The sequence below is a fragment of the Vibrio sp. B172a genome (assembly GCF_030248355.1).
In the GTDB taxonomy this organism is placed as follows: domain Bacteria; phylum Pseudomonadota; class Gammaproteobacteria; order Enterobacterales; family Vibrionaceae; genus Vibrio; species Vibrio owensii.
On record NZ_JAHGAC010000001.1, the window covers coordinates 200354 to 222607 of the forward strand.

General features: G+C 44.9%; 24 protein-coding genes. 9 read left to right on the top strand and 15 right to left on the bottom strand.

Annotated elements, in window-relative coordinates:
* Positions 1–30: 30 nt before the first annotated feature.
* Complete coding sequence (gene aroG, locus KIT90_RS00760; RefSeq protein ID WP_009706150.1) at positions 31–1083, bottom strand: 3-deoxy-7-phosphoheptulonate synthase AroG; 1053 nt, start codon at positions 1081–1083, stop codon at positions 31–33.
* A gap of 460 nt (positions 1084–1543) precedes the next feature.
* Here aroG and KIT90_RS00765 point away from each other — a divergent pair, with 460 nt between their 5' ends.
* A complete protein-coding gene (locus tag KIT90_RS00765) occupies positions 1544–2524 on the top strand; it encodes an OmpA family protein (RefSeq protein WP_038895452.1) in 981 nt (326 codons plus the stop codon).
* 452 nt (positions 2525–2976) lie between these two features.
* On the opposite strand, the gene cyoE is transcribed toward KIT90_RS00765, so the two are convergent.
* Genes cyoE through KIT90_RS00785 form a run of 4 tightly spaced genes read right to left on the bottom strand, consistent with a single transcriptional unit; the run spans position 2977 to position 6216 of the window.
* Positions 2977–3891: a heme o synthase gene (gene cyoE, locus KIT90_RS00770; protein WP_285374466.1), complete on the bottom strand. Its 915-nt coding sequence runs from the start codon at positions 3889–3891 to the stop codon at positions 2977–2979.
* A complete protein-coding gene (locus KIT90_RS00775; RefSeq protein ID WP_285374468.1) occupies positions 3884–4903 on the bottom strand; it encodes a heme A synthase in 1020 nt (339 codons plus the stop codon). The genes cyoE and KIT90_RS00775 overlap by 8 nt, the downstream gene beginning before the upstream one ends.
* A 12-nt stretch (positions 4904–4915) precedes the next feature.
* Positions 4916–5452: a cytochrome oxidase biogenesis cluster protein gene (locus KIT90_RS00780; RefSeq protein WP_171357769.1), complete on the bottom strand. Its 537-nt coding sequence runs from the start codon at positions 5450–5452 to the stop codon at positions 4916–4918.
* Positions 5449–6216, bottom strand: coding sequence for an SURF1 family protein (locus KIT90_RS00785; RefSeq protein ID WP_020194807.1), 768 nt, complete (start codon positions 6214–6216; stop codon positions 5449–5451). The genes KIT90_RS00780 and KIT90_RS00785 overlap by 4 nt, the downstream gene beginning before the upstream one ends.
* Between KIT90_RS00785 and KIT90_RS00790 the strand changes: the two genes are divergently transcribed.
* Positions 6215–6451 carry a DUF2909 family protein gene (locus KIT90_RS00790; protein ID WP_005425979.1) on the top strand — a complete coding sequence of 79 codons (237 nt, stop codon included), beginning with the start codon at positions 6215–6217 and terminating at the stop codon, positions 6449–6451. The genes KIT90_RS00785 and KIT90_RS00790 overlap by 2 nt on opposite strands.
* Positions 6452–6453: 2 nt before the next feature.
* On the opposite strand, the gene KIT90_RS00795 is transcribed toward KIT90_RS00790, so the two are convergent.
* The 4 genes from KIT90_RS00795 to coxB are packed head-to-tail and all read right to left on the bottom strand — an operon-like array spanning position 6454 to position 10777.
* Positions 6454–7338, bottom strand: a complete 885-nt coding sequence (locus tag KIT90_RS00795) for a cytochrome c oxidase subunit 3 (RefSeq protein WP_285374470.1) — start codon at positions 7336–7338, stop codon at positions 6454–6456.
* Between the two features lie 11 nt (positions 7339–7349).
* The gene (locus tag KIT90_RS00800; RefSeq protein ID WP_285374471.1) at positions 7350–7955 is read right to left on the bottom strand and encodes a cytochrome c oxidase assembly protein; all 606 of its coding nucleotides are present in this window, start codon (positions 7953–7955) and stop codon (positions 7350–7352) included.
* A gap of 21 nt (positions 7956–7976) precedes the next feature.
* Complete coding sequence (ctaD, locus tag KIT90_RS00805; protein WP_039841460.1) at positions 7977–9617, bottom strand: cytochrome c oxidase subunit I; 1641 nt, start codon at positions 9615–9617, stop codon at positions 7977–7979.
* Positions 9614–10777, bottom strand: a complete 1164-nt coding sequence (coxB, locus tag KIT90_RS00810; protein WP_285374473.1) for a cytochrome c oxidase subunit II — start codon at positions 10775–10777, stop codon at positions 9614–9616. Before coxB ends, ctaD begins: the two co-directional genes overlap by 4 nt.
* Positions 10778–11106: 329 nt before the next feature.
* On the opposite strand from coxB, the gene KIT90_RS00815 reads away from it, so the two are divergent.
* Positions 11107–12801: a phospho-sugar mutase gene (locus tag KIT90_RS00815; protein ID WP_285374475.1), complete on the top strand. Its 1695-nt coding sequence runs from the start codon at positions 11107–11109 to the stop codon at positions 12799–12801.
* Positions 12802–12895: 94 nt separating this feature from the next.
* On the opposite strand, the gene KIT90_RS00820 is transcribed toward KIT90_RS00815, so the two are convergent.
* Both KIT90_RS00820 and KIT90_RS00825 read right to left on the bottom strand, forming a co-directional pair.
* Positions 12896–13315 carry a GNAT family N-acetyltransferase gene (locus KIT90_RS00820; RefSeq protein ID WP_285374477.1) on the bottom strand — a complete coding sequence of 140 codons (420 nt, stop codon included), beginning with the start codon at positions 13313–13315 and terminating at the stop codon, positions 12896–12898.
* An 88-nt stretch (positions 13316–13403) separates the two neighbouring features.
* Positions 13404–14036: a LysE family translocator gene (locus KIT90_RS00825; protein ID WP_020194801.1), complete on the bottom strand. Its 633-nt coding sequence runs from the start codon at positions 14034–14036 to the stop codon at positions 13404–13406.
* Positions 14037–14286: 250 nt separating this feature from the next.
* Here KIT90_RS00825 and KIT90_RS00830 point away from each other — a divergent pair, with 250 nt between their 5' ends.
* The 3 genes from KIT90_RS00830 (at position 14287) to KIT90_RS00840 (ending at position 16237) form a co-directional block, all read left to right on the top strand.
* Positions 14287–15114 carry an AraC family transcriptional regulator gene (locus KIT90_RS00830; RefSeq protein ID WP_045414646.1) on the top strand — a complete coding sequence of 276 codons (828 nt, stop codon included), beginning with the start codon at positions 14287–14289 and terminating at the stop codon, positions 15112–15114.
* A gap of 71 nt (positions 15115–15185) precedes the next feature.
* Entirely contained in the window at positions 15186–15929 is a 744-nt protein-coding gene (locus KIT90_RS00835) for an AzlC family ABC transporter permease (protein WP_020194800.1), read from the top strand.
* A complete protein-coding gene (locus KIT90_RS00840) occupies positions 15926–16237 on the top strand; it encodes an AzlD domain-containing protein (protein ID WP_005435565.1) in 312 nt (103 codons plus the stop codon). The genes KIT90_RS00835 and KIT90_RS00840 overlap by 4 nt, the downstream gene beginning before the upstream one ends.
* A gap of 8 nt (positions 16238–16245) precedes the next feature.
* On the opposite strand, the gene KIT90_RS00845 is transcribed toward KIT90_RS00840, so the two are convergent.
* Together KIT90_RS00845 and KIT90_RS00850 are read right to left on the bottom strand one after the other, a co-directional pair.
* On the bottom strand, positions 16246–16860 hold the full coding sequence (locus KIT90_RS00845) for a fumarylacetoacetate hydrolase family protein (RefSeq protein WP_009706166.1): 615 nt from the start codon (positions 16858–16860) through the stop codon (positions 16246–16248).
* Positions 16861–17066: 206 nt separating this feature from the next.
* Positions 17067–18092 carry a porin gene (locus KIT90_RS00850; RefSeq protein WP_033005111.1) on the bottom strand — a complete coding sequence of 342 codons (1026 nt, stop codon included), beginning with the start codon at positions 18090–18092 and terminating at the stop codon, positions 17067–17069.
* Between the two features lie 568 nt (positions 18093–18660).
* Here KIT90_RS00850 and KIT90_RS00855 point away from each other — a divergent pair.
* From KIT90_RS00855 to KIT90_RS00865, 3 genes are all read left to right on the top strand, one after another.
* On the top strand, positions 18661–19629 hold the full coding sequence (locus KIT90_RS00855) for a porin (protein WP_005435562.1): 969 nt from the start codon (positions 18661–18663) through the stop codon (positions 19627–19629).
* A gap of 405 nt (positions 19630–20034) precedes the next feature.
* On the top strand, positions 20035–20874 hold the full coding sequence (locus KIT90_RS00860) for a DMT family transporter (RefSeq protein WP_285374480.1): 840 nt from the start codon (positions 20035–20037) through the stop codon (positions 20872–20874).
* 62 nt (positions 20875–20936) lie between these two features.
* Positions 20937–21551, top strand: a complete 615-nt coding sequence (locus KIT90_RS00865) for a glutaredoxin domain-containing protein (protein WP_005435560.1) — start codon at positions 20937–20939, stop codon at positions 21549–21551.
* A 67-nt stretch (positions 21552–21618) separates the two neighbouring features.
* Here the strand turns inward: KIT90_RS00865 and KIT90_RS00870 are convergent, their stop codons facing one another.
* Together KIT90_RS00870 and KIT90_RS00875 are read right to left on the bottom strand one after the other, a co-directional pair.
* A complete protein-coding gene (locus KIT90_RS00870) occupies positions 21619–21753 on the bottom strand; it encodes a hypothetical protein (protein ID WP_009706169.1) in 135 nt (44 codons plus the stop codon).
* A 134-nt stretch (positions 21754–21887) separates the two neighbouring features.
* Positions 21888–22235, bottom strand: a complete 348-nt coding sequence (locus tag KIT90_RS00875) for a hypothetical protein (RefSeq protein ID WP_005435558.1) — start codon at positions 22233–22235, stop codon at positions 21888–21890.
* Positions 22236–22254: the final 19 nt, after the last annotated feature.

The following is a 22254-nucleotide window of genomic DNA, read 5'->3' on the forward strand; positions in this document are numbered from 1 at the left end:
CTGGCTTTTATGAACACGAAATATTGATGCTTATTTAGCGCGACGAGCTTTTACAGCATCTGATAACTGACGTAGAACGGTTTCCGTATCTTCCCAACCAATACATGCATCTGTAATAGATTGGCCGTAGTTAGCGACTTTGCCGTCTACTAAGTCTTGACGACCTTCAACAAGGTGAGACTCAATCATTACACCGAAGATTGCATCTTCGCCGCCAGAAATCTGCTCTGAAACATCATCAGAAACCAGCATTTGACGCTTAAATTGCTTAGAGCTGTTTGCGTGGCTGAAGTCGATCATGACTTTCTTCGGCAGACCAGCAGCATCTAGCTCATCTTTGATTTGTGCAACATGAGACGCGCTGTAGTTTGGCTCTTTACCACCACGTAAAATGATGTGGCAGTCAGGGTTACCTGCTGTTTCTACGATTGCAGAGTGGCCGTATTTTGTCACTGATAAGAAGTGGTGAGATGCGCTTGCAGAGCGGATTGCGTCACTAGCGATCTTGATGTTGCCATCAGTACCGTTTTTAAAGCCAACAGGGCAAGACAAACCTGACGCTAGCTCACGGTGTACCTGAGATTCAGTCGTACGTGCACCGATAGCACCCCAACTAATAAGGTCAGCGACATACTGTGGCGTGATCATATCTAGGAATTCACTTGCTGTAGGAAGGCCCATGTCAGTAAGGTCAAGCAACAGCTTACGACCAATACGAAGACCATCATTCAGCTTGTAAGTATCATTTAGGTACGGGTCGTTGATTAGGCCTTTCCAACCAACCGTTGTACGTGGCTTTTCAAAGTAAACACGCATGACAACTTCAAGTTGCTCACCTAATTCATCACGAAGCACTTTGAGCTTTTTGCCGTACTCGACAGCAGCTTCTGGATCGTGAATAGAACATGGACCAACGATCACAAGCAGACGGTCATCTTTACCTTCAAGAATATTGTGGATGGCATTACGACATTCAAAAGTGGTTGTGGAAGCAGTTTCGGTTGCCGGAAATTTCTCAAGCACTGCAACAGGTGGCAATAGCTCTTTTACTTTATTAATTCTTACATCATCAGTTTGAAACATTACTTCTACTTCCTAATTACTATCCCAGACCCACTAATTTGCCCAAACTTTACTCAGCGCAACATTGTTCACAAAGCAAGCAATAATAAGGGCTGTGGGCTTATTTAATTGTGTCAATGCAAGTAACTTATCGACTTAGAAGAACAGTTGCAATCACTTTTTTTAAAAAAATGCAAATTAACAATCCATGTTCAAAACAAAACACAGTGTAAATTTTTATGTACAGAAAAAGTTCAAAATAATCATATATTTTCCTGTAACTTTGAAAAAGTTGTCTACAATGTAAGAAATATCAGAAGTTTGTGAGGGAGTTCGCGACTAAAAGTGTAGCAAGATCTAAGATATTGTTGCTTGATGTTAAATTAAATGACTATTAAACTAATTTCTTATAACTACCTAGTTTTACTCAAATTGTTAAAACAAAGTAGAAATTAATATGCAATCAATACAAGGAAACACTATGAAAAAAGTAGCAATTGCAGTAGCAGCAGTGGTAGCTGGTGGTTTAATTAACTCTGCTCAAGCTGAAATGTATATCGGGGGCAAAGTAGGCATGACTACACTAGATGATGCTTGCTATTTAAACAGCCCTTGTGATGATGATGCTTTCGGTGCCGGAATGCACATCGGTTACGACTTTACCGATATCATTGGTCTTGAGTACGGCGTTGATTACTTAGGTGACTACAAAGCTAACTTCAAGTCAGGGGCTAGTACAGTTGATACGATTGACGGCGACCTTTGGGCATTAACACTTGCACCAAAATTCAACTGGCATCTAAACGATACGTGGAACCTATTCGCGAAAGTCGGTGGTGCATACATGATCTCTGGTGACGAGAAAGACATCGTTCCTACAGGTTCATTGGGTGCGGAATACACTATCGATAGAAACTGGAGTGTTCGTGCAGAGTACCAACGTTACCAAGATATTTCTGACGACGTTCTAGATGATATGGACGCTAACTTCTTCGGCATCGGCGTTAACTACAAGTTCGCAGCAGCACCTGTTGTAGCGGCAGTAGTAACAGAAGAGGTGATGGAAGAAGAACCAGTAATGATGACGAAGACGCACAAAGAAGAGTACGGTACAGGTACGTTTGAATTCGACAGTGCAACACTTACTGATTCAGTATCTGAGCGTCTAGACAACTTCGTTAACTTCTTGAATGAGTACCCTCAAGCTCAAGTTGAAATCACTGGTTACACAGATAGCTCTGGTCCAGCAGCATACAACCAAAAACTGTCTGAGCGTCGTGCTCAAGCTGTTGCAGATTACCTAATCGCAGCAGGTATCGATGCAGACCGCTTCACAGTTAAAGGTATGGGTGAAGAGAACCCTGTAGCTGACAACAGCACTCACGAAGGTCGCGAGAAGAACCGTCGTGTTGAAGTTGTAGTTCCTGAGTTCCAATACGAAGAACTAGTTCAACCAGAATAAGAGTTACCGCTCTAATTTCTAGTCTAAGGGATGTTTCGGCATCCCTTTTTGTTTGCCTCTTATTTGTTCACTTCAGTACCATTTGCCGCTAAGACTCTCTCAACTCTCTCACTGTCTAAATCAAACTTCTTATTTGCTCCGTCATAACACTTCTGGTTCTAGCTCTTATATTAAAGGCGACAGTTTAAGCTCATAGATTAAGGGTTTGTTCAGCAAGACTTGACGGAGTTCAACGGAAAGCCGTGTGGCAGTTCTTCATGAGTCCTTCTCTCTCCCGTTGCTAACTAAAGCGTGATTCATAAATCCTCAGCTATTAGCACAAGCGCTCAAAAAGGTATTTATCAAACGGTTTGGGGCGCACTACTAAGTTACACCGCAAAATGATTAGATATAAAGGCCAACAAAAAACCGCACTTGTTCAGTGCGGTTTGGAGAAACAAAGAAGAGAGCATCTATAGCGAGAAGAGCAAACCAAGATAATGGTCTGCCAACAAAGCAACAAACAAAGCAAGTAATTGATAAATGGAGAATTTGAATGTTTCCATAGCGCTGTTTTGTTCAGGTGAGAACTTCAATTTCCACGCGTGATACATAAAGCCAATGTTAAGAAGCAAAGAAGAGAAAAGATAAACCGAACCGACCATCCCCACCAGCACAGGCAGAATACAAACGAGCGTGAGTAAAACTGTGTACAGAAGAATCGAAGTTTTGGTGTACTCAATACCATGGGTGACCGGGAGCATTGGAATATCCACTTTTCGATAATCTTCGACCCGATGAATCGCCAATGCCCAGAAATGAGGTGGCGTCCATATAAAGATAATCATCACCAAAAGCCAAGCATGGGCGTGTAACTCTCCCGTCACTGCAGTCCATCCTAAAAGTGGCGGCATAGCACCTGCAATTCCGGCAATTACAATGTTTTGTGGGGTCGCCCGCTTAAGGTACATGGTGTAAACCACCGCGTAACCGAGCAAGCTTAAAAACGTCATCCAAGCTGTTAACGGATTAACCAGTGCATACAGAAGTACAAAACCAACAACACCTAACGTAACAGCAAACAACGCGACTGATAACGGATTCGTGTCACCAGAAGGCAGAGGACGCTTATGAGTTCGAGCCATTCGCGCATCAATCCGGCGATCGATAAGGTGATTAAACGCTGCCGCGGAGCCAGCCATCAAGCCAATACCGATAAGGCCAATCGCCGCTTGTAGCCAAGGAAAATTAGCCACTGGCGCTAAGCTCATTCCTACAATGGCGGTAATCAACATAAGCGCGACGACTTTGGGTTTTGTTAGTTTTAAATAAGTTGACCCGAGCTTTTTCTTACCACTTTCTAGAGGTAACGCGATTTCTTTACTCATAGCGAACTCCTTTCGCTTGATGACTCCAACGAGCTTTACCCTGCCATAGGTAGAACTGACTAACACAGATAAGTGAAAGCATGACCGCTGCGCCTAAATTGTGCGCGACTGCCACATAGATAGGAAGTTGGAACACAACATTGCTTACGCCCAATAGGATTTGGCAAACCAAAGCCAAGCCAATCCATACACCCAAGCGCTGAGAATGGTGTGAGTCTTGTTTTAATAGTAATACGCAGTAAATCAGCACAACACATGCGGTAATGATGGCACCAATACGATGGCTGACATGAATTGTCATTCGTGCTGGGTAATCTAGAACACCAAACTCATAGTTATCAAACCCTGTTTGCCAGAAAGAAAACGCCTCTTTCCAAGATAAGTAACTGGTCCAGTTCCCCTCACAAATCGGTAAAGCGGTGCACATAAGAGCAGCGTAGTTGGATGATGTCCAACCACCAAGCAAGACCTGTGTTAACACTACGCCAAAAGCGATCAAGGAAAAGGTTCTTACGTTTTTGGAAGATGGCGAAAAGTAGAGGCTGTTCTGAGATTTAATCTGACAATAGAACACCGCTTGGAGAGCAAACAATGTAAATCCGCCCAGTAGGTGCAACATAACAATTACTGGCATGAGTTTTAAAGTCACGGTCCACATCCCCAATGCTGCCTGACCAATAACTAAGACGCAGAGTAAAATCGGAATTGTCGCATCAACACGTTCAGTCCTAACGGAAACAATCGCCATCATCAAAATTACGAGCCCTAAGGTGCCCGCAAAATAACGATGAATCATCTCCAGCCAAGCCTTTCCCTGTTCCACCGCACGTTCTGGAAATAATGCATTCGCTCGAGAAACTTCAGCATCGGTTTGAGGAACCAGTAACTGACCGTAACATCCAGGCCAATCTGGGCACCCTAAACCTGCATCAGCAAGGCGTGTGTATGCGCCCAGCATAATGACAACGAGGGTAAGACAAAGACTGAACTTAACTAAACGTTTTAACGCCATATCACTCTCTCCCTAACCTACACGTGATAACTTCAATAATTTTCGAAGATCCGCCAAAACGTCTTTACTTAACTGAACCAAATCCTCGTTGGCTTCCGGTGTATAGGCCATCACAAGCTGCCCTAATGGATCAACGATCAGCATTTGCCCTGCTTGTACTTTTTCCGACAACGAATCATTCATTTGCATCACCATCATCGTTTCACTCGTACTTTCTGACGGCTTTGATGTCCAGATAACTGGGACGACTCGCTCTTGGTACTTGCCCAACGCAATATGACTCTGCTGCATGAGGTGAAGTTGTTGCTGACACTGTTCTTGGCAATCAGAAGGCAACACATAAGCCAATTGCCACCCTTTTTCACTCAGAGGCGATGTCTGCCCCAATTGTTCAAATGTGGTATAGGGCTCCACCAGCTCACCTCTATTAGTCACACCTGTTTCGTACCAGCCTTGACTAAGCACCACTTTGGCAATAATTGCCGGGAGAGCAAAAAGAACAATTAGCGACAACAGTACAATTCTTCCTCTCGTGACCGCTGATGTCATACCTCACCTCCTTGTGAGCGTGAACTTTTAAACCATCGAATGAAGATCATCACCGTGATAAGCAGAAATACACCCGCCATAGCAAACCATTGAAAGGAGTAACCAAAATGCTTAGCACTGGTTAATGGCAAAGGATTCCATGGGAAAGAATACGGCCATCGAACTAAATTGTTTGGCTGTACGACGGTCGGCATTAATTCGACATTGAGTAACTGGCTCAGTTGATTGATGTTGAGGTTTTGGACGCGTATCGTATCGCCAACTTCTGCCATTAAGTCAGAACTCAAAGGGTTCATCGATTTACGATATAAACGCCCAGTAACCTCGTAGGGAGCTTGTAAAGTTTCCACTTTAGGTAGTACAGAGCGTGAAGCTCCCCCTTTGACAAACCCTAACTCCAGGAGGGTCAATGTGGTTGGGTCTTGGGTCAAAGAAACGACTTGAAACGCTAAATAACCCACTGCCCCTTCATACGTCTGGTTATCTAAAAGGATGACCGGAAGTGCCTCCGGAGTCACATTGGCTTTCACCTTAATGCCAATCACACTCTCCTCACGCCAATCATTGTTCTCCAGTACAGTGCGTATATCCTGATAAGGTGCATTCGCTCTTGCCAAAATAGCTTGTTCTAAAAGCTGCTTTTCGTTACCACGTTCGAGCTGCCAGAAGCCCAGTTTGACCAATAGAGAAAACACGACCACAGTTAAACAAACAGCAATCCAAACCCATTTCGACAACATCAAAAACGAAACCGGAGGTGCCATGTCCACCGTATTTCTGTTCAAATTAACGCTTGTCCTTTTGCTGCTTTTCATCATCTTTAACCTCGCAAAAGCGCTTATCGAAATGGTTCGCGAAGACCCAGAGGACTCATCGAAAAAAGGCAAACCAATGAGCCATTACCTTGGTCGTCGTGTCATGTTTTCTGCGTTAGTCGTGATACTCCTTCTGATTGCTCTAGGGGCAGGATGGATCGCCCCTAACCCTCGTCCTTACTAGTTTTACAGGACATAAACAAAAACAAATAAACACAGCCAAACCACATCTACAAAGTGCCAATACCAGCTGCCCGCTTGGAACGCAAAATGGTTTTTAGGTGAAAAGTGGTCCTTGGCGATGCGGAACAGCAATACGATGAGGAAGATGGTACCGAGACAAACGTGCAAACCATGGAAGCCCGTGAGCATAAAGAAGGTATTGCCATAAACGCCCGACTGCAGTGTCAGCCCAATATCTTGATAGGCATGAGCATACTCAACCGCTTGGTAATAAAGGAAGAAACCCGCTAAGACGATGGTGATCTCCAACCAGACAATCAGTGCTGTTCGCTTATCTTGTTCTAGGCTGATGTGTGCCATATGTAACGTAATCGAAGACAACAGCAGCAAAATCGTATTGGTTAATGGAATGCCTTGCCACGGCATTGCTTGAGTCGTATCACCACCCGGCGTGGTAGTGAGCGGCCATATCGCCTCGAAAGCTGGCCACAACACTTCATGAGTCATGGCATTGTTATCTGCGCCACCTAACCAAGGCACGGAAATCATTCTTGCGTAGAACAGAGCACCAAAGAACGCACCAAAGAACATGATTTCTGAAAAGATGAACCAGCTCATCCCTTGTCGAAATGAACGGGTGATTTGCGCGCTGTATTTTCCGGTAAGGGATTCGGTGATAACGTTGCTGAACCACCCGGCCAACATGTAAAGTAAAAACAGCATACCAATTGCAAGAATAATGCCGCCTAGCGTCCCAACCGCACCGTCACTTTGAGTGCCTTGAACGGTCATTCCAGCACCGACAGCGACAAGGAATAACGCAAATGCCCCTACAATAGGCCAACTGCTTTGTGCGGGAACATAATAGGTATCAGGCTTGTTACTCATGAGTTCTCTCCTTACAGACGCGCTTTGGTTTGAGGCGTTAAGGTCTGTTTCTCACTCCCTGAGAGGCTAGCTGTCGAAGACTCGCCCGATTGAGGAGGAAATTTGTAGAGTGTGTAAGACAAGGTCAATGTATGAATTGAATCCGGCACGTCCGGCTCAATGTAGAAAATCAAAGGCATACTCGCTTGTTGCTTACCTTCCAATGGTTGTTGATTAAAGCAAAAACACTCGATCTTATTGAAGTAAGCCGCACCAGTACCCGGCGATACGGAGGGCACAGCTTGTCCTACTAAATCTTCACCGCTTTGATTAAAAGCAAAATATTCAGTTTGAATCACTTCGCCGGGATGAACATCCATGGATACAACTTTTGGTTTGAACTCCCAAGGCATGTCTGGACTGACGTGCGCCATAAATTCCACACGAATCGTTCTACTGATATCCGCTTGCATTCCTGTGGGTTGAATCGCTGCGACCTCACTGGTTTTACCGTTAATACCCAATGCATCGCACATAATGTCGTAGAGCGGTACGAGGGCAAAACCGAAGCCGAACATCATTGCTGTCGCTAACAGCAACTTGATAGTGAGTTTCTTATTGGATGAATTACCTTGCATCTCGCTCACCTCACTCTTTTCTTAATCGACTTTTGGCGGCGTTGTGAACGTGTGGTGTGGCGCTGGACTTGGTACTGTCCACTCTAGACCTTCCGCCCTCTCCCATGGCTTAGCTGGTGCTTTTTCACCACCACGGATGCATTTAATCACTAGCCACAAGAAGATCAGTTGAGAGAGACCAAAGGCAAAGCCACCTATCGATACGATTTGGTTTATGTCAGCAAACTGGATGGCGTAATCGGGAATACGTCGTGGCATCCCAGCTAAGCCCAAGAAATGCATTGGGAAGAACAGTACGTTAACCGAGATGATGGAACACCAGAAATGCCACAGACTCAGCTTGTGGTCATACATATTGCCTGTCCACTTCGGTAGCCAGTAATACGCTGCCGCCATAATCGAGAACACCGCACCAGAGACCAAGACATAATGGAAATGCGCGACAACAAAGTACGTGTCGTGGTATTGGAAGTCCGCAGGCACAATTGCCAGCATCAAGCCTGAGAAACCGCCTATTGTGAATAAGACAATAAAGGCGATGGCAAATAACATCGGTGTCTCGAACGTCATTGCACCTCGCCACATGGTCGCTACCCAGTTAAACACTTTCACCCCTGTTGGCACAGCTATTAACATGGTGCAGTACATGAAGAAAAGTTCGGCGAATACTGGCATCCCTGTGGTAAACATGTGATGCGCCCACACTAGGAATGAAAGCAGCGCAATACTACAGGTAGCGTAAACCATCGAATGGTAACCAAACAGTTTCTTGCCGCTAAACGCCGGAATGATTGCCGAGACAATACCAAACGAAGGCAAGATCATGATGTACACCTCTGGGTGACCAAAGAACCAGAAAATGTGTTGGAACATCACCGGGTCACCGCCACCAGCGGCATCAAAGAAGCTGGTACCGAAGTATTTGTCGGTCAGTACCATGGTCACCGCACCGGCTAATACGGGCATCACCGCGATCAACAAGAATGCCGTGATTAGCCAAGTCCAAACAAACATTGGCAACTTGAACCATGTCATGCCCGGTGCTCGCATATTTACGATAGTCACAATCACGTTGATGGCACCCATGATGGAACTGATACCCATGATATGGACTGAGAAAACAAACAACGCCGTACTGTCAGGGCCGTAGGTTGTAGAAAGTGGCGCGTAGAAAGTCCACCCGAAATCAGGACCACCACCCGGTAAGAACAAAGAGCCGATCAAAATGAGGAAAGCAAAAGGTAAGATCCAAAAACTCAAGTTATTCATTCGTGGTAACGCCATATCCGGCGCGCCAATCATCATTGGGATCATCCAATTCGCTAAGCCGGTAAACGCAGGCATGACGGCACCAAATACCATCACCAAACCATGCACGGTCGTCATTTGGTTAAAGAACTGAGGATCAACCAATTGCAAACCCGGTTGGAACAACTCAGCGCGAATGATCATCGCCATCGCACCGCCAGTGAGGAACATGGCAAAACTAAACCATAAATAAAGCGTACCAATGTCTTTATGACTGGTGGAATAAAGCCAACGTGCTAGCCCTTTTGGTGCATGATGATGATCGTGGTCGTCCTCAATCGCAATGGTGGTGTTTGCGGTAGTTTGCGCTTCTGCAGGAGCAGACTTCACCGCTTTTTCAATTGGCTTACTCATATTTCCTCCTTGGCACTTTCTTGTGCCTTAAAGGCATTAACATCGGATGCTTGAACGGTATCGCCAGTGTCATTTCCCCAAGCATTTCGTTGATAGGTAATAACAGCAGCAATTTCTTGGTCGCTAAGTTGGTTAGCAAAAGCTTGCATCGCTGTCCCTGCACGTCCGTTCACTAATACGTCGATGTGAGCCATAACCGGGCCTTTAGCTATTTCGCTGCCTTTAATCGCCGGGAATGCGCCTGGAATGCCTTCACCATTGGCTTGATGGCACACGGCACAGCGCGCGGTGTAAACGGACTCGCCTTGTCCCATCAAGTCTTCCATTGAGAGGTCTTGCGTTAGTGCTTCTTGTGCAGCCGCTTTTTGTAATGCAATTTCTTGTTTCTTGTCTGCCATCCATTGGTCGAAATCGTCTTCCGCCATCGCATGAACGACAACCGGCATGAAACCATGTGCTCGACCACAAAGCTCTGCACACTGACCGCGATACACACCCGGTTCGTCAATCTTGGTCCAAGCTTCATTGATAAAGCCTGGAATCGTATCTTTCTTAACTGCGAAGTCAGGCACCCACCAAGAGTGGATTACGTCATCAGACGTCATTAAGAAACGAACTTTACGATTGATTGGTAAAACGAGCGGGTTGTCCACTTCGAGTAAGTAGTGCGCCCCTTTCGCTTCGATGCCATCAATTTCTTTCTGGCTGGTAGCAAGTAGGCTGAAGAATTCGACGTCCTCTCCGAAATAGCTGTAATGCCACTTCCATTGGGAACCCGTGATCTTCACAGTGAGGTCAGACTGACTTGTGTCCTCCATCGCCACCAAAGTTTTTGTGGCAGGAATCGCCATGGCAATGAGGATAATGACGGGGATGATGGTCCAGATAATCTCCACCTTGGTGCTTTCATGGAAATTGGCCGCAACTGCCCCTTTTGACTTGCGGTGTCGGAAGATGGAATAGAACATCACACCAAACACCACAAAGGCGATGGCACAACAAATGTAGAAGATCAGCATATGTAATTCATACACTTGCTCACTGATCCCTGTGACACCTCTCGTCATGTTGTAATCGTTTTGCTCTGACCAACTGTACGAAGAAAATGTGATAAAAATCACATTCGTTAATAAGGCTAGAGTAGTCGCTAATCTTTTCAAAAGATCTCTCCTCTGCTCAGCCGCTGCGCTTGCGCGAGCTTCCTTGTTTCCCGATGCAAATATCGAACAAATTTACAAAAAATCACAAAAACTACGATTTCAATGCACTTTGTTATATTTATGTTAAAAGGCTAGTTATAGTTCAATAGTTCTTCAAGAAATAAAATGTGAATAAATTCTGTACAGAGAGAAAAATAAATTCGGTTTATCGATTGCCCTCTTTGAAATGTAATTGAGAACCATTTACATTAATAAAAAGAAAACATTGGGACACTTTCCTGATAAAAGTGTCTAAACAAGTAGGCTCCCCCTGCTAAGGAAAGATGAATATGACAACACAAATTACTCAATGGCTAGCACGAGATCCTGACCCAAAAACTCGTGAAGAGCTTCAGCACCTAGTCGATGCGAATAACGAACAAGAACTGACAGATCGATTTGGCTCACGCTTAGCATTTGGTACGGCAGGTCTGCGCGGTAAAGTTGGCGCTGGTCCAAATCGCATGAACCGTTTGGTGATTCAAGAAACAGCAACTGGTCTCGGTCACTATCTGATTGAACAAGTGAAAGATGCATCGTCTCGCGGTGTTGTTATTGGTTACGATGGTCGCCCAGATTCACAACAATTCGCACACGATACAGCTTCCGTACTTACTGCTTTAGGCATCAAGGTTTACCTAACCTATAAAGTAGCGGCAACACCAATTGTTGCTTTTGGTGTTCGTGAGTTAAATGCAGCAGCTGCTGTGGTGGTTACCGCAAGCCACAACCCGCCTGAGTACAACGGCTTTAAAGTGTACTGGGAAAATGGCGCACAGATTATTCCACCGCACGATTCTGGTATTGCTGCAAAAATCGATGAAGCAACAACAAAACCGCTTCCTCTAATGTCACTGGAAGATGCGAAAGAAAAAGGTTTGTTAGTTTGGCTCGAAGACGAGTACTACCAAACATACCGCAAAACAATGAACGACAATGCCCTGCTAACACCGGACAGCAACACAGATATCTCGATTGTTTACACAGCAATGCACGGTGTCGGTGCGGACATGGCAGAAACGTTGCTCGCAGACGCTGGCTTTAAAAAAGTGGCAAGCGTTCCAGAACAGCGCGAACCGGACGGCACGTTCCCTACTGTAAACTTCCCGAACCCTGAAGAAGCAGGTGCGATGGACATGGTGATGGCGCTGGGTAAATCTGTCGATGCAGATATCGCTTGCGCGAACGATCCTGATGCAGACCGTTTTGCTGTGGCTGTAAAACGTCCAGATGGCGAATACCAGATGCTAACGGGTGACCAAGTGGGCTCATTGTTTGGTGACTACTTACTGCAAGCTCAACCAAACGCACTTGTCGGTAATACCATTGTGTCTTCTCGACTATTGAGCAGCATTGCTAAAGCACACGGCGCGGAATACTACCAAACGTTAACTGGCTTTAAATGGCTAACCAACGTCGCAATGACTCAAGAGACAGAAGCGAATCCGTTCCTGTTTGCTTACGAAGAAGCACTAGGCTACACCGTAGGTAATAAGGTATGGGATAAAGATGGTTTGTCAGCACTGGTCGCTTTCTCTCAATTGACAGGTAAATTGAAAGCACAAGGCAAAACGCTGTGGGATAAGTTAGAAGAACTATACCGCCAACACGGTTTTTACTTCAACGCGCAACGCAGCATTGCTCTTGACCCTAAATCACCACCAATCGGTGACAAACTTCGCGCAAACCCACCGAAAGCGATCGCGGGTAAACGTATCGAAGTGATCGAAGATCTGAAGTCATCACTTCGCTTTGTGACCGATGGTCCAACAGAAGCGATTGACTTGCCTGCAAGTGACGTATTGGTTTACCACCTAGAAGACAAATCACGCGTGATTGTTCGCCCTTCTGGTACTGAGCCGAAGTTGAAGTGTTACTACGAAGTGATCAGCGACTTCCCAGCAGAGATGGATTACGCGCAAGCTAACCAAGCAGCAGAAGCGAAGATGAACGCATTGATCGAAGCACATCAACAAAGCTTGTAATTCGGGTTTGAAACATCGATTCTGTGACAACAGCAAATAGTAAATAGTAAAAGAGGCGCATCGTGCGCCTCTTTTTTGTTAAATTCAAACCAAATCAAGCAATCTGTTTTTGCAGGAAATGTTTATCAATGTCTGCTGCTGGGTAACCTGAATACTGCCCTACTTTTTCAAAACCCAATTTCAAGTAAAAATCGAGTGCTTGAAAGCTATAAGTATCGAGGTACAAATGCGTTACTCCACGCGGTTTCACTTGTTCTTCCAGTAGAGAAATCAGTTTGCTTCCCAATCCCGAAGTGCGTGCCTCTGCATCTACCCAAAGATATTCAACGAACACGGTGTTATTGAACATCTCTCCCGTGAGTCCACCAATCACTTTGCCCTCGTCATTACGGGCAAAACAACCAATGGCATTTACATCACCATCCGGTAAATGCATGCGGTTATATGCTCGGATGCCATCACGGATAAAGTCGAGATCGTTTTGTTCTGGGTTGAGTTTAAATTCAAGTTTCATACTGCCACTCCTTGGAAATCAGTGTGATACTAAAACAAAAAGCCAGCGAGTGCTGGCTTTTGTTCAAAAATCTGATTGTTCCTACACACTACATCGCGAAGCTACTGAGCATCCACACCGCAAGGATTACGAACACCAAGCCCATCAGTTTGCCTTGGTACATGCGGAATTTATCGTTTTCCAATAACCCTTTACCCAATGTCCCCGCCAAGGCAACCAGCAAGATATTGAATAGCAAGCCTAAGACGTTCAGCAGCAAACCAAGTGCGAGCATTTGCTCACCCGACGATGCGGTAATGTTGCTAGAGACAAACTGAGGTAAAAACATCACGAAGAACACCAAGGCTTTCGGGTTCAGCAGGTTACTCATCAAAGCGCGTTGATAGTAAGTCGATGCCATTTTGTTTTTCTGGTCCAGCTCTGGTGCAGCAGAAACGTCCGCTCGTAGACAGTCCCAGCCCATTTTTAGCAAGTACGCGCCCCCCAGTAGATGAAGCACTTTTAATGCGATGGGGCTCATTGCAATCAAGGTTGACACGCCCATTGCGGCCAATAAGGTTAAGATCACACCGGATGTCGCGTTGCCCAAGCTCGCAAACAGACCAACTTTCTTACCATAGCTCATGCTAGAACTGGCAATCAGCAACATGTCAGGTCCAGGTAACAAAAGAAGTGCAACAACAGCAGTGAGATAAACAGGGAGTACAGATAAATCGATCATGGTGGAACTGGCTTTCTAAAACAGGCGGCGGATCTTATACCAATGAATAGATAACAACCAGACCAAATATCTAGCCAAGGAGTAAAATTCAGAAAATAGAAAAGGTTTAATGTTCAATTTAAAAACAATTAACCTTTTTGGTGTTTATTTTTAATACCGATAGCAATTTTGTACAAAAATAAGCAGGATGGATCCGGTAGACTCCAAATGATGTGATGCCACGATTAATGCTTGCGCAGTTCGGAACAAGATGAAAGAAAAGAATAAGGAAATCGCGACTTTTAAGATTGCTCAAGAGCTCGGTGGCTTGGAGCTGCTCGACGCAAAGTACGAAAAACAGAATTTCTCTCGTCATAGCCATGAAGGCTACACCATCGGTGTGATTGAAAAAGGCGCGCAACAGTTCTTTCGTACTGGTGGCAACCACATCGCACCACAAGACAGTATCATTCTTGTAAACGCCGACGAGGTGCATAATGGTCATTCAGCATCAGAAGGCGGTTGGGAATACAAAGCCATGTATCCCGTACCAGAGCAGTTTCAAACGCTTGGGGAAGAACTTGGCGCACCCAATGTCGCGTTGCCCTACTTCCCCCAACCTGTCGTTTACGATCCAGAGCTCGCAAACCAACTGCGGTTGGTGTTCGATACTCTAGAGAAGTCCGATAACCGCTTGTTAAGAGAGACACTTGTCTACGGTACGTTGGTCAAACTTGCCAGCAAGCACAGTACACATCGAGCCCCGCTTCAAGATGCGACCAAAGCGCAAAAGCAAGTACATCTGGTCAAAGAGTTTCTTGAAGACTTTCCTCAAGCCGATGTCTCTTTAGAAGAACTGGCGAAATTAGCGGGATTAAGTCCTTTTCATTTGTTGCGTGAGTTTCAAAAGCAGTTTGGTTTCCCACCGCACGCATTTCAGATTCAACAGAGGCTCAGAATGGCGAAAAAACTGCTCAAGCTAGGACAAAAGATTTCCGACGTTGCTCAAGAGTGTGGCTTTCACGATCAAAGCCATTTGCATCGTCACTTTAAAAAAGCCATGGGCGTAACGCCTGGGCAGTACATCAAGCATTGTTAGCAATTTTGTACAAGGCAGCGTGCTGAGGTCAGCCTACCTTAACAGCATGTTTTTCTATTTAAGTTGAAGTTATGGATACTACTTTGCCAACTCATCAAGACTCAAAATCTTCACTCTTTTTACAAGGCACCATCGCAATGATGCCATTGAGCATTGCTGTATTGCCTTGGGGATTACTAGCCGGCTCATTTGCCATTGATACTGGCTTACACCCTTTGGAAGGTCAGGCGCTTTCCGCCATTCTGTTTGCAGGCTCAGCACAGCTCGTGGCTATGGGGATGATTAAAGCAGGCGCTGGCTTGACGACTATGTTGCTGACTACTTTTTTTATTACCTCTCGCCATTTTCTTTATAGCGTTTCAATGCGCAGTAAAATTTCGCCATTGCCATTAAAGTGGCGTCTTTCACTTGGCTTCTTGCTCACTGATGAGCTATTTGCCATCGTCGGGCACCAATCCGATAAACAATTTGATCGATGGTACGCCCTAGGCGCTGGATTAAGCTTCTACTTATTTTGGAACTTCGCAACGCTTGCTGGCATCGTTGCCGGCAGTTTGATACCTGAATTGAATGAACTCGGATTGGAATTTGCCGTTGCTGCCACCTTTATCGCGATTGTGGTGCCAACGATAAAAAGCATTCCCGTTTTATGCAGTGTGTTGGTGGCATTAGTTAGCTCAGTGGCGCTGAACTACTACCAAGTGGAAGGGAGCTTGATGTTCGCGAGCATTCTCGCCATGTTAACGGGCTATTTTGTAGAACAATTTACGACAAAAGCACCAAACATTGAGAATACACCGGAGGAGCGCCAATGATTTTTTTGTCTATCTTAGCCATGACAGCCTTGGTGTTCACCAGCCGTTATCTGTTCTTAGAACCGAAATTACCGCTTAGGTTGGGGGTAAGAACTCAGAAAGTATTGAGCTACGCAAGCCCTGCAGTACTCACCGCAATTTGGGCTCCAATTGTGTTTATGCCAGAGGGTGAACTTAGCGTCACATGGCAAAATCCATTCCTATTGGCAGCTCTATTAGCTGCTGCGATTGCGTACCTCACCAAGAATGTCTTGCTCACCACCATAGTAAGTATGGTCGCGTTCTTATTGCTTCGAATTTGGTTGTAAGCTCACGACTAAGCAGCTACCCACTCAATCTCTAACAAGGTGATGTCTCCACACTTCAAACGCCCAAGGAAGACATCGCCTTGATGCACTTCTCCCACGCCCTTTGGTGTGCCTGTCATCACGACATCGCCATCTTCTAGTGTTGTATAGCTCTTCAGCTCATCGAGAATACTAACTGGTGGGTAAAGCATCTGTTTAACGTGCCCTTTTTGAACATGAACACAGTTAATCAAAAGCTCTAAGTTGAGATCGTCTATATCGACACCTTGAAGAGAGTGGAATCGACTGAATACCGCTGAACCGTCAAACGCTTTGGCGCGCTCCCACGGTAACCCTTTTTCTTTGAGGGTAGATTGTAAGCCGCGTTTGGTCAGATCTAAGCCGAGCCCAACCGCATTGTATTGACCATTTTTGATCAGAAAACAGATTTCTGCTTCGTAATGCAAAGGCTCTTGATGAAATGAGGTGAGTTTAGTTGAAACAGAAGTCGCCGGTTTATTAAACACGACCATTTGCTCTGGCATGGCATTATTGAGCTCTTGAATATGCTCAACGTAGTTACGCCCAACACACAGAACTTTACCAACTTTGACTTTCTTCTCTTCAACCTGAACGACGCTCATTGCTCTTCCCTGCAAAACAAAACGCACATGATAATCTAACTGCTTGAGTTGCCCACACTAGTTCCCGCTCTGGAATGTTAAAAACAAGACATTCAGCCCGTTTTGCTCTCGCACTCTTCAAGACGAAACTCTCTGGTTTATCAAACAACAGATATGAAAAAAGCCAGCACGAAGCTGGCTTTTATAGTAACTAGGACAGGTTACTATTATAGGTAGTAACGAGCACCAAGTGCCCATTTGTCGTCTGTTTTACGATCGTTAGCATCGTTTAGGTCGAACTGGTAACCAGCGTAACCAACAAACTTAGAAGTGAAGTTGTATTCTGCTTGAACAGCCATCTCTTCACGTGCAGTTTCAGTTTTGCTGCGGTTAAACTCTTTACCTTCAACCATTTCGTAGTTGATGCTTAGGTTTAGGCTGCTTGGTAGAGCGTATGCTAGTAGCGCTTCGTACGCATCACTTTCTACAAGGCGAGCGCCGTTTGTGCCGAAGTTCATGTTTTCGTTTGAACCGTATACCGCTGCAACGTATAGGCCTTGACCGTATGAACCGTATGCCGCAGATACTAGGTGAGATTCAGCAGATTGCTTGCCTACAAAGTTTGCTTGTTGGATATCACCACCGTTGTAGGTGTAACCGATTTTTGCGCCCATGATTGCGTAAGAAAGTGCAACTTGCATACGGTCATCGTATTCAGCGCCGTCTTCTTTAGCACCTTGCCAACCTAGACCGAAGTTGATTGCACCAGCTTCACCTAGCTCGATTGCGTTGCGGTAAGAAAGCATCTTGTCCGCACGACCAGTACCTAGAGCACCGTGGTCATCGTAGATAAAGTCGTTCGCAAACGCGATTGGCATATCAGCAACACCAGCTACGTCGTAGTAAGGTGCCCATTGAGTACCACCAACTGCACGGCCGTATACGTCGTGAGTTAGGCCTAGGTAGCCAAGACGAGTAGTGAATGTTTCTTCACCGCCATCTAGGTAGTTTAGAGCCCACTCACCACGAGCGTCAGCTGTGAAGCCGTTGCCTAGGTCTTGAGTTGCTGTGAAGTTGATACGTGGAGAGTTAGTACCTACATCTGTGTCGCCTTGCTCAGAACCGTTTAGGTTAACTGAAACGTGACCACCGATAGAGAAAGTAGTGCCGTCGTTGTTGTAAAGCTCCACTGCTACTGCTTGTGTACCAAATGTTGCTGCTGCGATCGCTGCTGCTAGGAATTTTTTGTTCATTATAAAATCCGTGTATTTATGCATTAGTTTATAAGTCAGTCTTATACAAAAGTGGACTGGGGCATCTCTTCCACCAATGTCGCGTCACTTTTGCTTAACAACTGCCAATCAATGTATTTCAGAAGTTCCCAAGAGCAGAGTGAAAAGATGTAATAAAAAAGAAAAATGGCAAACGTTTAGCTCGAATCAATACACAAATTTGGAAAACAACACCCAAAAACAGAAACATTTTGTTACATCCATGAAGAAACACCAAGCATAAGTCATTGTTAAACGGTCAGATAGTCAAACATTTAAGAAACCCAATGTTACATTTCGGGTAAAGAAATATGATTAGGAACTTTTTTAAAAACACACTGTCAATTAGGTAAGACAGAAACATAAAAAAAGATAAAAAGCCCTTTCCTCTTATTTTCATGAATAGGAACGCATTCATGCATTTGAAATAAAAATGCAATGGAATCATAACTTAACAGAAATCTATCTTTCATTTTCGCGGTTTACCTTAAGCGTCATCGACACAAATCGAGCAAGTAAGCTCATCGATTACAACTAGGGTAATAAGAAAATGAAAAAGGCAGCACTAACTACTGCAGTTCTAACAGCATTGGTATCATCACCATCTTTCGCAGCAACAGTTTACAAAGACGACGGCACTGAATTAAAAGTTGGTGGTCGTGTTGAATTTCGTGGTGACTTCATCGGTTCAGACGGTGCTGAAATCGATGGCTCTATGGAAGATGCATCACGTGCACGTCTAAACCTAAAAGGTAAGACAGACATCGGTAACGGTCTTTCCGCTTTTGGTGTTTACGAAGCAGAACAAAAAACAGGTAAAAGCGAGTTTAAAAACCGTTACATGTACGCTGGTGTGAGTGCTGATGCAGGTGATTTTTCGGTAGGTCGCCAAGACATGGCTGCTGTTATCATCTCTGATATGACGGATATCACTGAGTTCTCAGGTGTTCAACAAGTTATTGATTCATCTTCTGATAAGCAAGACAGCGTATTCGCTTACCGTGGCGAATTTGATGCTCTACAAGTTCAAGCAACTTACCAAGCTAACTCTGGTGACAGCCAAGACAAATACGGCATCTCTGGCCTTTACTCTCTACCAATGGGTCTAGACCTAGGTCTTGCTTACTCTGGTGGCGATGTAGATAAAGATAACTCAGAAGACCAAATTCTTGGTGGTATCGCTTACTCTCTAGAAAACCTTTACCTTGCAGGTACATACTCACAAGGTGCACTAGATGATTCTGAAGACTTCACCGCTTACGAAATTGCAGCAAGCTACAAACTAGCAAGCAAGTTCACTGTTGTTGGTCTTTACACATACCAAGAAAACGATCCAAACGGTGGCGCAAAATACGATGCTCTTGATGGTTTTGAGCTAGTTGGTTACTACAAGCTTAACAGCAACTTCCGTACTTACCTTTCTTACTACATGAACCAACTCGACGAAGAGAAGGATGCAGAAGGTAAAGTGATTCAAGGCGAAGACACGCTACGTCTAGGCGTACGTTACGACTTCTAATAAAAACTTGTCCTAATAGCGAGTCTTTTGGCCGGCACTATTGTGTCGGCTTTTTTGATCGCCTTAACTGACGAAGAACTTGCCCTCTTTTAATGCACCAGATCCCGAAGTTAGTGCATTTCCTCTAGTTTATCTCAAGCAATACCGATCTAGCCCTTTAAAATCAATAAATTAAAAGTTGGCACACTAGCTGCAATACTTAGATCGAGCAAATGCATGGCAGCGTTTGTGCTTCTCGTTCTTTGTACCTACTTCGGTAGGCACGTCCTTTGAATTGGTAATGTCGCCTCCCTCTGGGAGGCATTTTTTTATTGGCTACCTACAGATTAGGACGTATGATTCTGATAATTCTTTAAAACCGGAAATATCCAATTGAATCATCATCCTGTCCAAGGGGCATCTTGGATGCTTACCGCAGGTTTGGCATTCGCCATCGTCAATAGTTTTGCTCAAATTGCGAGTATTCACTTTGGTGTGTCATCCACCACATTTGCACTCTTCCAGTACGCCATCGCATTTTTCGCTATCTTGCCTTACTTGCGAACCTTAGGTATCCGCCAATCTCTGCGCACGAATCATTTTGGTTGGCACGCATTACGTATCTTCTTAGCGGTTATTGGTATTCAACTTTGGTTGTGGGCGCTCGCTTACCCCGTCCCGATTTGGCAAGGTATTGCGTTGCTAATGACCTCTCCTCTTTTTGCTACCGTTGGCTCAGGCCTGATTCTTAAAGAGAAAGTGGGAATCGCTCGTTGGATTGCGACACTAACGGGCTTTATTGGCGCGATGATCATCCTTGAGCCATGGTCAGACTCCTTCACATGGGCAACCTTGCTTCCTGTTGGCGCAGCGTTTTTCTGGGCTTCTTATTCTTTGATGGTGAAGAAACTATCAGTGAACGATCCTCCTTCCACTATGGTGGTCTATCTGCTTCTACTGATCACACCATTTAATATCCTGCTCGCCGTTCCTACTTTCGCGATGCCAGAAGGTTGGAGTATCTGGGGCATTTTGGTTGCTGCAGGTGTACTGACGGCTCTTGCACAGTGGGCGGTTGTTAAAGCTTATGCCGTAGCGGACGCCTCTTTTGTACAACCCTTTGACCATGCAAAGTTACCACTTAATGTGTTCGCTGGCTGGTTAGTGTTTAACTGGGTTCCACCGGGTCGACTATGGCTTGGTGCCGCAATCATTATCGGCTCGATTGCTTTCATTACTCATTGGGAAGCAAAAAAAAGAAAGTAATTTGAAAGAAATATTTGGGTTTTGGGTTCTATATTTTCAGGAAAGGAAATGAGGAGCATCTTATGACACAGCCAATCAAAATTACATTGTATCGTTGGGCAGGCAGCTGGGGACCGTTTAAAGTAAACATCCCATGTGGCGAATGCACACTAACAAAAGACATTCTTGCAGATACGTTTGAGAACGAATTAGCAGACGTACCTGTCGAGCTTGAAGTGAAAGATTGGTTGTCTCACTGGTGGGAACCGTTGAAGCTTGGTGCTTGGCACGCCCCTATCCTAGTTGTTGAAGGCAAAGTCGTCAGCCAAGGGGAAGCGCTAAACAGAGGTGTGCTTGTTCAGTCTGTAATTGCTGAATGGACCAAACGAGACCAACTTCAAGGCAACATCGTTTATGGTAAAGCGACCTGCCCTTACTGTGTAAAAGCCAAAAAACTGCTTGATGAAGCGGGAGTGGAATACAAATATCATGACGTTGTAAAAGACAGTGCAGCACTTTATCGAATGATCCCAGAAGTAAAAGCGATCATCGGAGAGAAAACACCAGTCACTGTCCCACAAATTTGGTTAGATGGTCAGTACATCGGAGGCGCCGATAACTTGGAAAAGTGGTTAGCGGAAAAGGGATTGGATAGTGTGCCAGATAACGTGGTTGAGATCCCAAGCCAAACAGCTTAAAGCTCCGAATTCAAAAACCGATACCTAGAATGCAAAAAGCCCCGACCTGATGTCGGGGCTTTTCTTATTAATTCGCTAGCTTTTTCATAACGCGAGCAAACATAGAAGGCTTTTTCTTCTTCGCTTTACCGTAAAGCGCTTTGTGCATCGCATCTTTGGCAATCATTTGACCAAAGTAAACACCACCAAGTTCGTAACCCATGACCTTCTCCTAAGAAGTAATTGACTGGTTTATGTTGTAATTTTACACCATAAAAACCACAAAACAAGACCTAGGTCACAATTATTTTGTAATTTACTTACAGGATCTTTTATCCTAGCGAATCAGAACGGTAATTAACGCTTAGGCTGTTGGTACGTTTTACCTGCTGCTTTGTACGTGTCTTTTGGTTTGATTTCAAAGAAAGTCTCAAAGAACCAAGCTGCGAATTTGATCAGGTGATCACCCTCATTCATTACATGTTCAACGAATTCTTTCTCTTCACCCGATTCATCGGCTTGAACCGTGATGTGGTAGATACGTTTTTCGCCTTCTACTTCAGCAAGACCAAATTGACCAGTCAGTGATTCAGCCGCTTGCGCTACTTCCTCTTCCTCACACGCTTTTAATAGCTCTAGCGCTTGAGGCAGGTTTTCTTTTTGACAGATTTCTTTTAGCAGTGCTTCAAATTCGTTTTGTTGCATGATTTCACCTAACGATTAA

Coding starts and splice junctions, on each gene's coding strand:
- KIT90_RS00870 (WP_009706169.1), bottom strand. CDS start 21,753: ATGGGTTACGAACTTGGTGGTGTTTACTTTGGTCAAATGATTGCCAAA.
- cyoE (WP_285374466.1), bottom strand. CDS start 3,891: ATGAGTAAAGAAATCGCGTTACCTCTAGAAAGTGGTAAGAAAAAGCTC.
- ctaD (WP_039841460.1), bottom strand. CDS start 9,617: ATGAGTAAGCCAATTGAAAAAGCGGTGAAGTCTGCTCCTGCAGAAGCG.
- aroG (WP_009706150.1), bottom strand. CDS start 1,083: ATGTTTCAAACTGATGATGTAAGAATTAATAAAGTAAAAGAGCTATTG.
- KIT90_RS00865 (WP_005435560.1), top strand. CDS start 20,937: ATGACACAGCCAATCAAAATTACATTGTATCGTTGGGCAGGCAGCTGG.
- KIT90_RS00785 (WP_020194807.1), bottom strand. CDS start 6,216: ATGGCACCTCCGGTTTCGTTTTTGATGTTGTCGAAATGGGTTTGGATT.
- KIT90_RS00850 (WP_033005111.1), bottom strand. CDS start 18,092: ATGAACAAAAAATTCCTAGCAGCAGCGATCGCAGCAGCAACATTTGGT.
- KIT90_RS00815 (WP_285374475.1), top strand. CDS start 11,107: ATGACAACACAAATTACTCAATGGCTAGCACGAGATCCTGACCCAAAA.
- KIT90_RS00800 (WP_285374471.1), bottom strand. CDS start 7,955: ATGCAAGGTAATTCATCCAATAAGAAACTCACTATCAAGTTGCTGTTA.
- KIT90_RS00855 (WP_005435562.1), top strand. CDS start 18,661: ATGAAAAAGGCAGCACTAACTACTGCAGTTCTAACAGCATTGGTATCA.
- KIT90_RS00775 (WP_285374468.1), bottom strand. CDS start 4,903: ATGGCGTTAAAACGTTTAGTTAAGTTCAGTCTTTGTCTTACCCTCGTT.
- KIT90_RS00790 (WP_005425979.1), top strand. CDS start 6,215: ATGTCCACCGTATTTCTGTTCAAATTAACGCTTGTCCTTTTGCTGCTT.
- KIT90_RS00765 (WP_038895452.1), top strand. CDS start 1,544: ATGAAAAAAGTAGCAATTGCAGTAGCAGCAGTGGTAGCTGGTGGTTTA.
- KIT90_RS00780 (WP_171357769.1), bottom strand. CDS start 5,452: ATGACATCAGCGGTCACGAGAGGAAGAATTGTACTGTTGTCGCTAATT.
- KIT90_RS00820 (WP_285374477.1), bottom strand. CDS start 13,315: ATGAAACTTGAATTTAAACTCAACCCAGAACAAAACGATCTCGACTTT.
- KIT90_RS00830 (WP_045414646.1), top strand. CDS start 14,287: ATGAAAGAAAAGAATAAGGAAATCGCGACTTTTAAGATTGCTCAAGAG.
- KIT90_RS00835 (WP_020194800.1), top strand. CDS start 15,186: ATGGATACTACTTTGCCAACTCATCAAGACTCAAAATCTTCACTCTTT.
- KIT90_RS00795 (WP_285374470.1), bottom strand. CDS start 7,338: ATGAGTAACAAGCCTGATACCTATTATGTTCCCGCACAAAGCAGTTGG.
- KIT90_RS00845 (WP_009706166.1), bottom strand. CDS start 16,860: ATGAGCGTCGTTCAGGTTGAAGAGAAGAAAGTCAAAGTTGGTAAAGTT.
- KIT90_RS00875 (WP_005435558.1), bottom strand. CDS start 22,235: ATGCAACAAAACGAATTTGAAGCACTGCTAAAAGAAATCTGTCAAAAA.
- KIT90_RS00840 (WP_005435565.1), top strand. CDS start 15,926: ATGATTTTTTTGTCTATCTTAGCCATGACAGCCTTGGTGTTCACCAGC.
- KIT90_RS00825 (WP_020194801.1), bottom strand. CDS start 14,036: ATGATCGATTTATCTGTACTCCCTGTTTATCTCACTGCTGTTGTTGCA.
- KIT90_RS00860 (WP_285374480.1), top strand. CDS start 20,035: ATGCTTACCGCAGGTTTGGCATTCGCCATCGTCAATAGTTTTGCTCAA.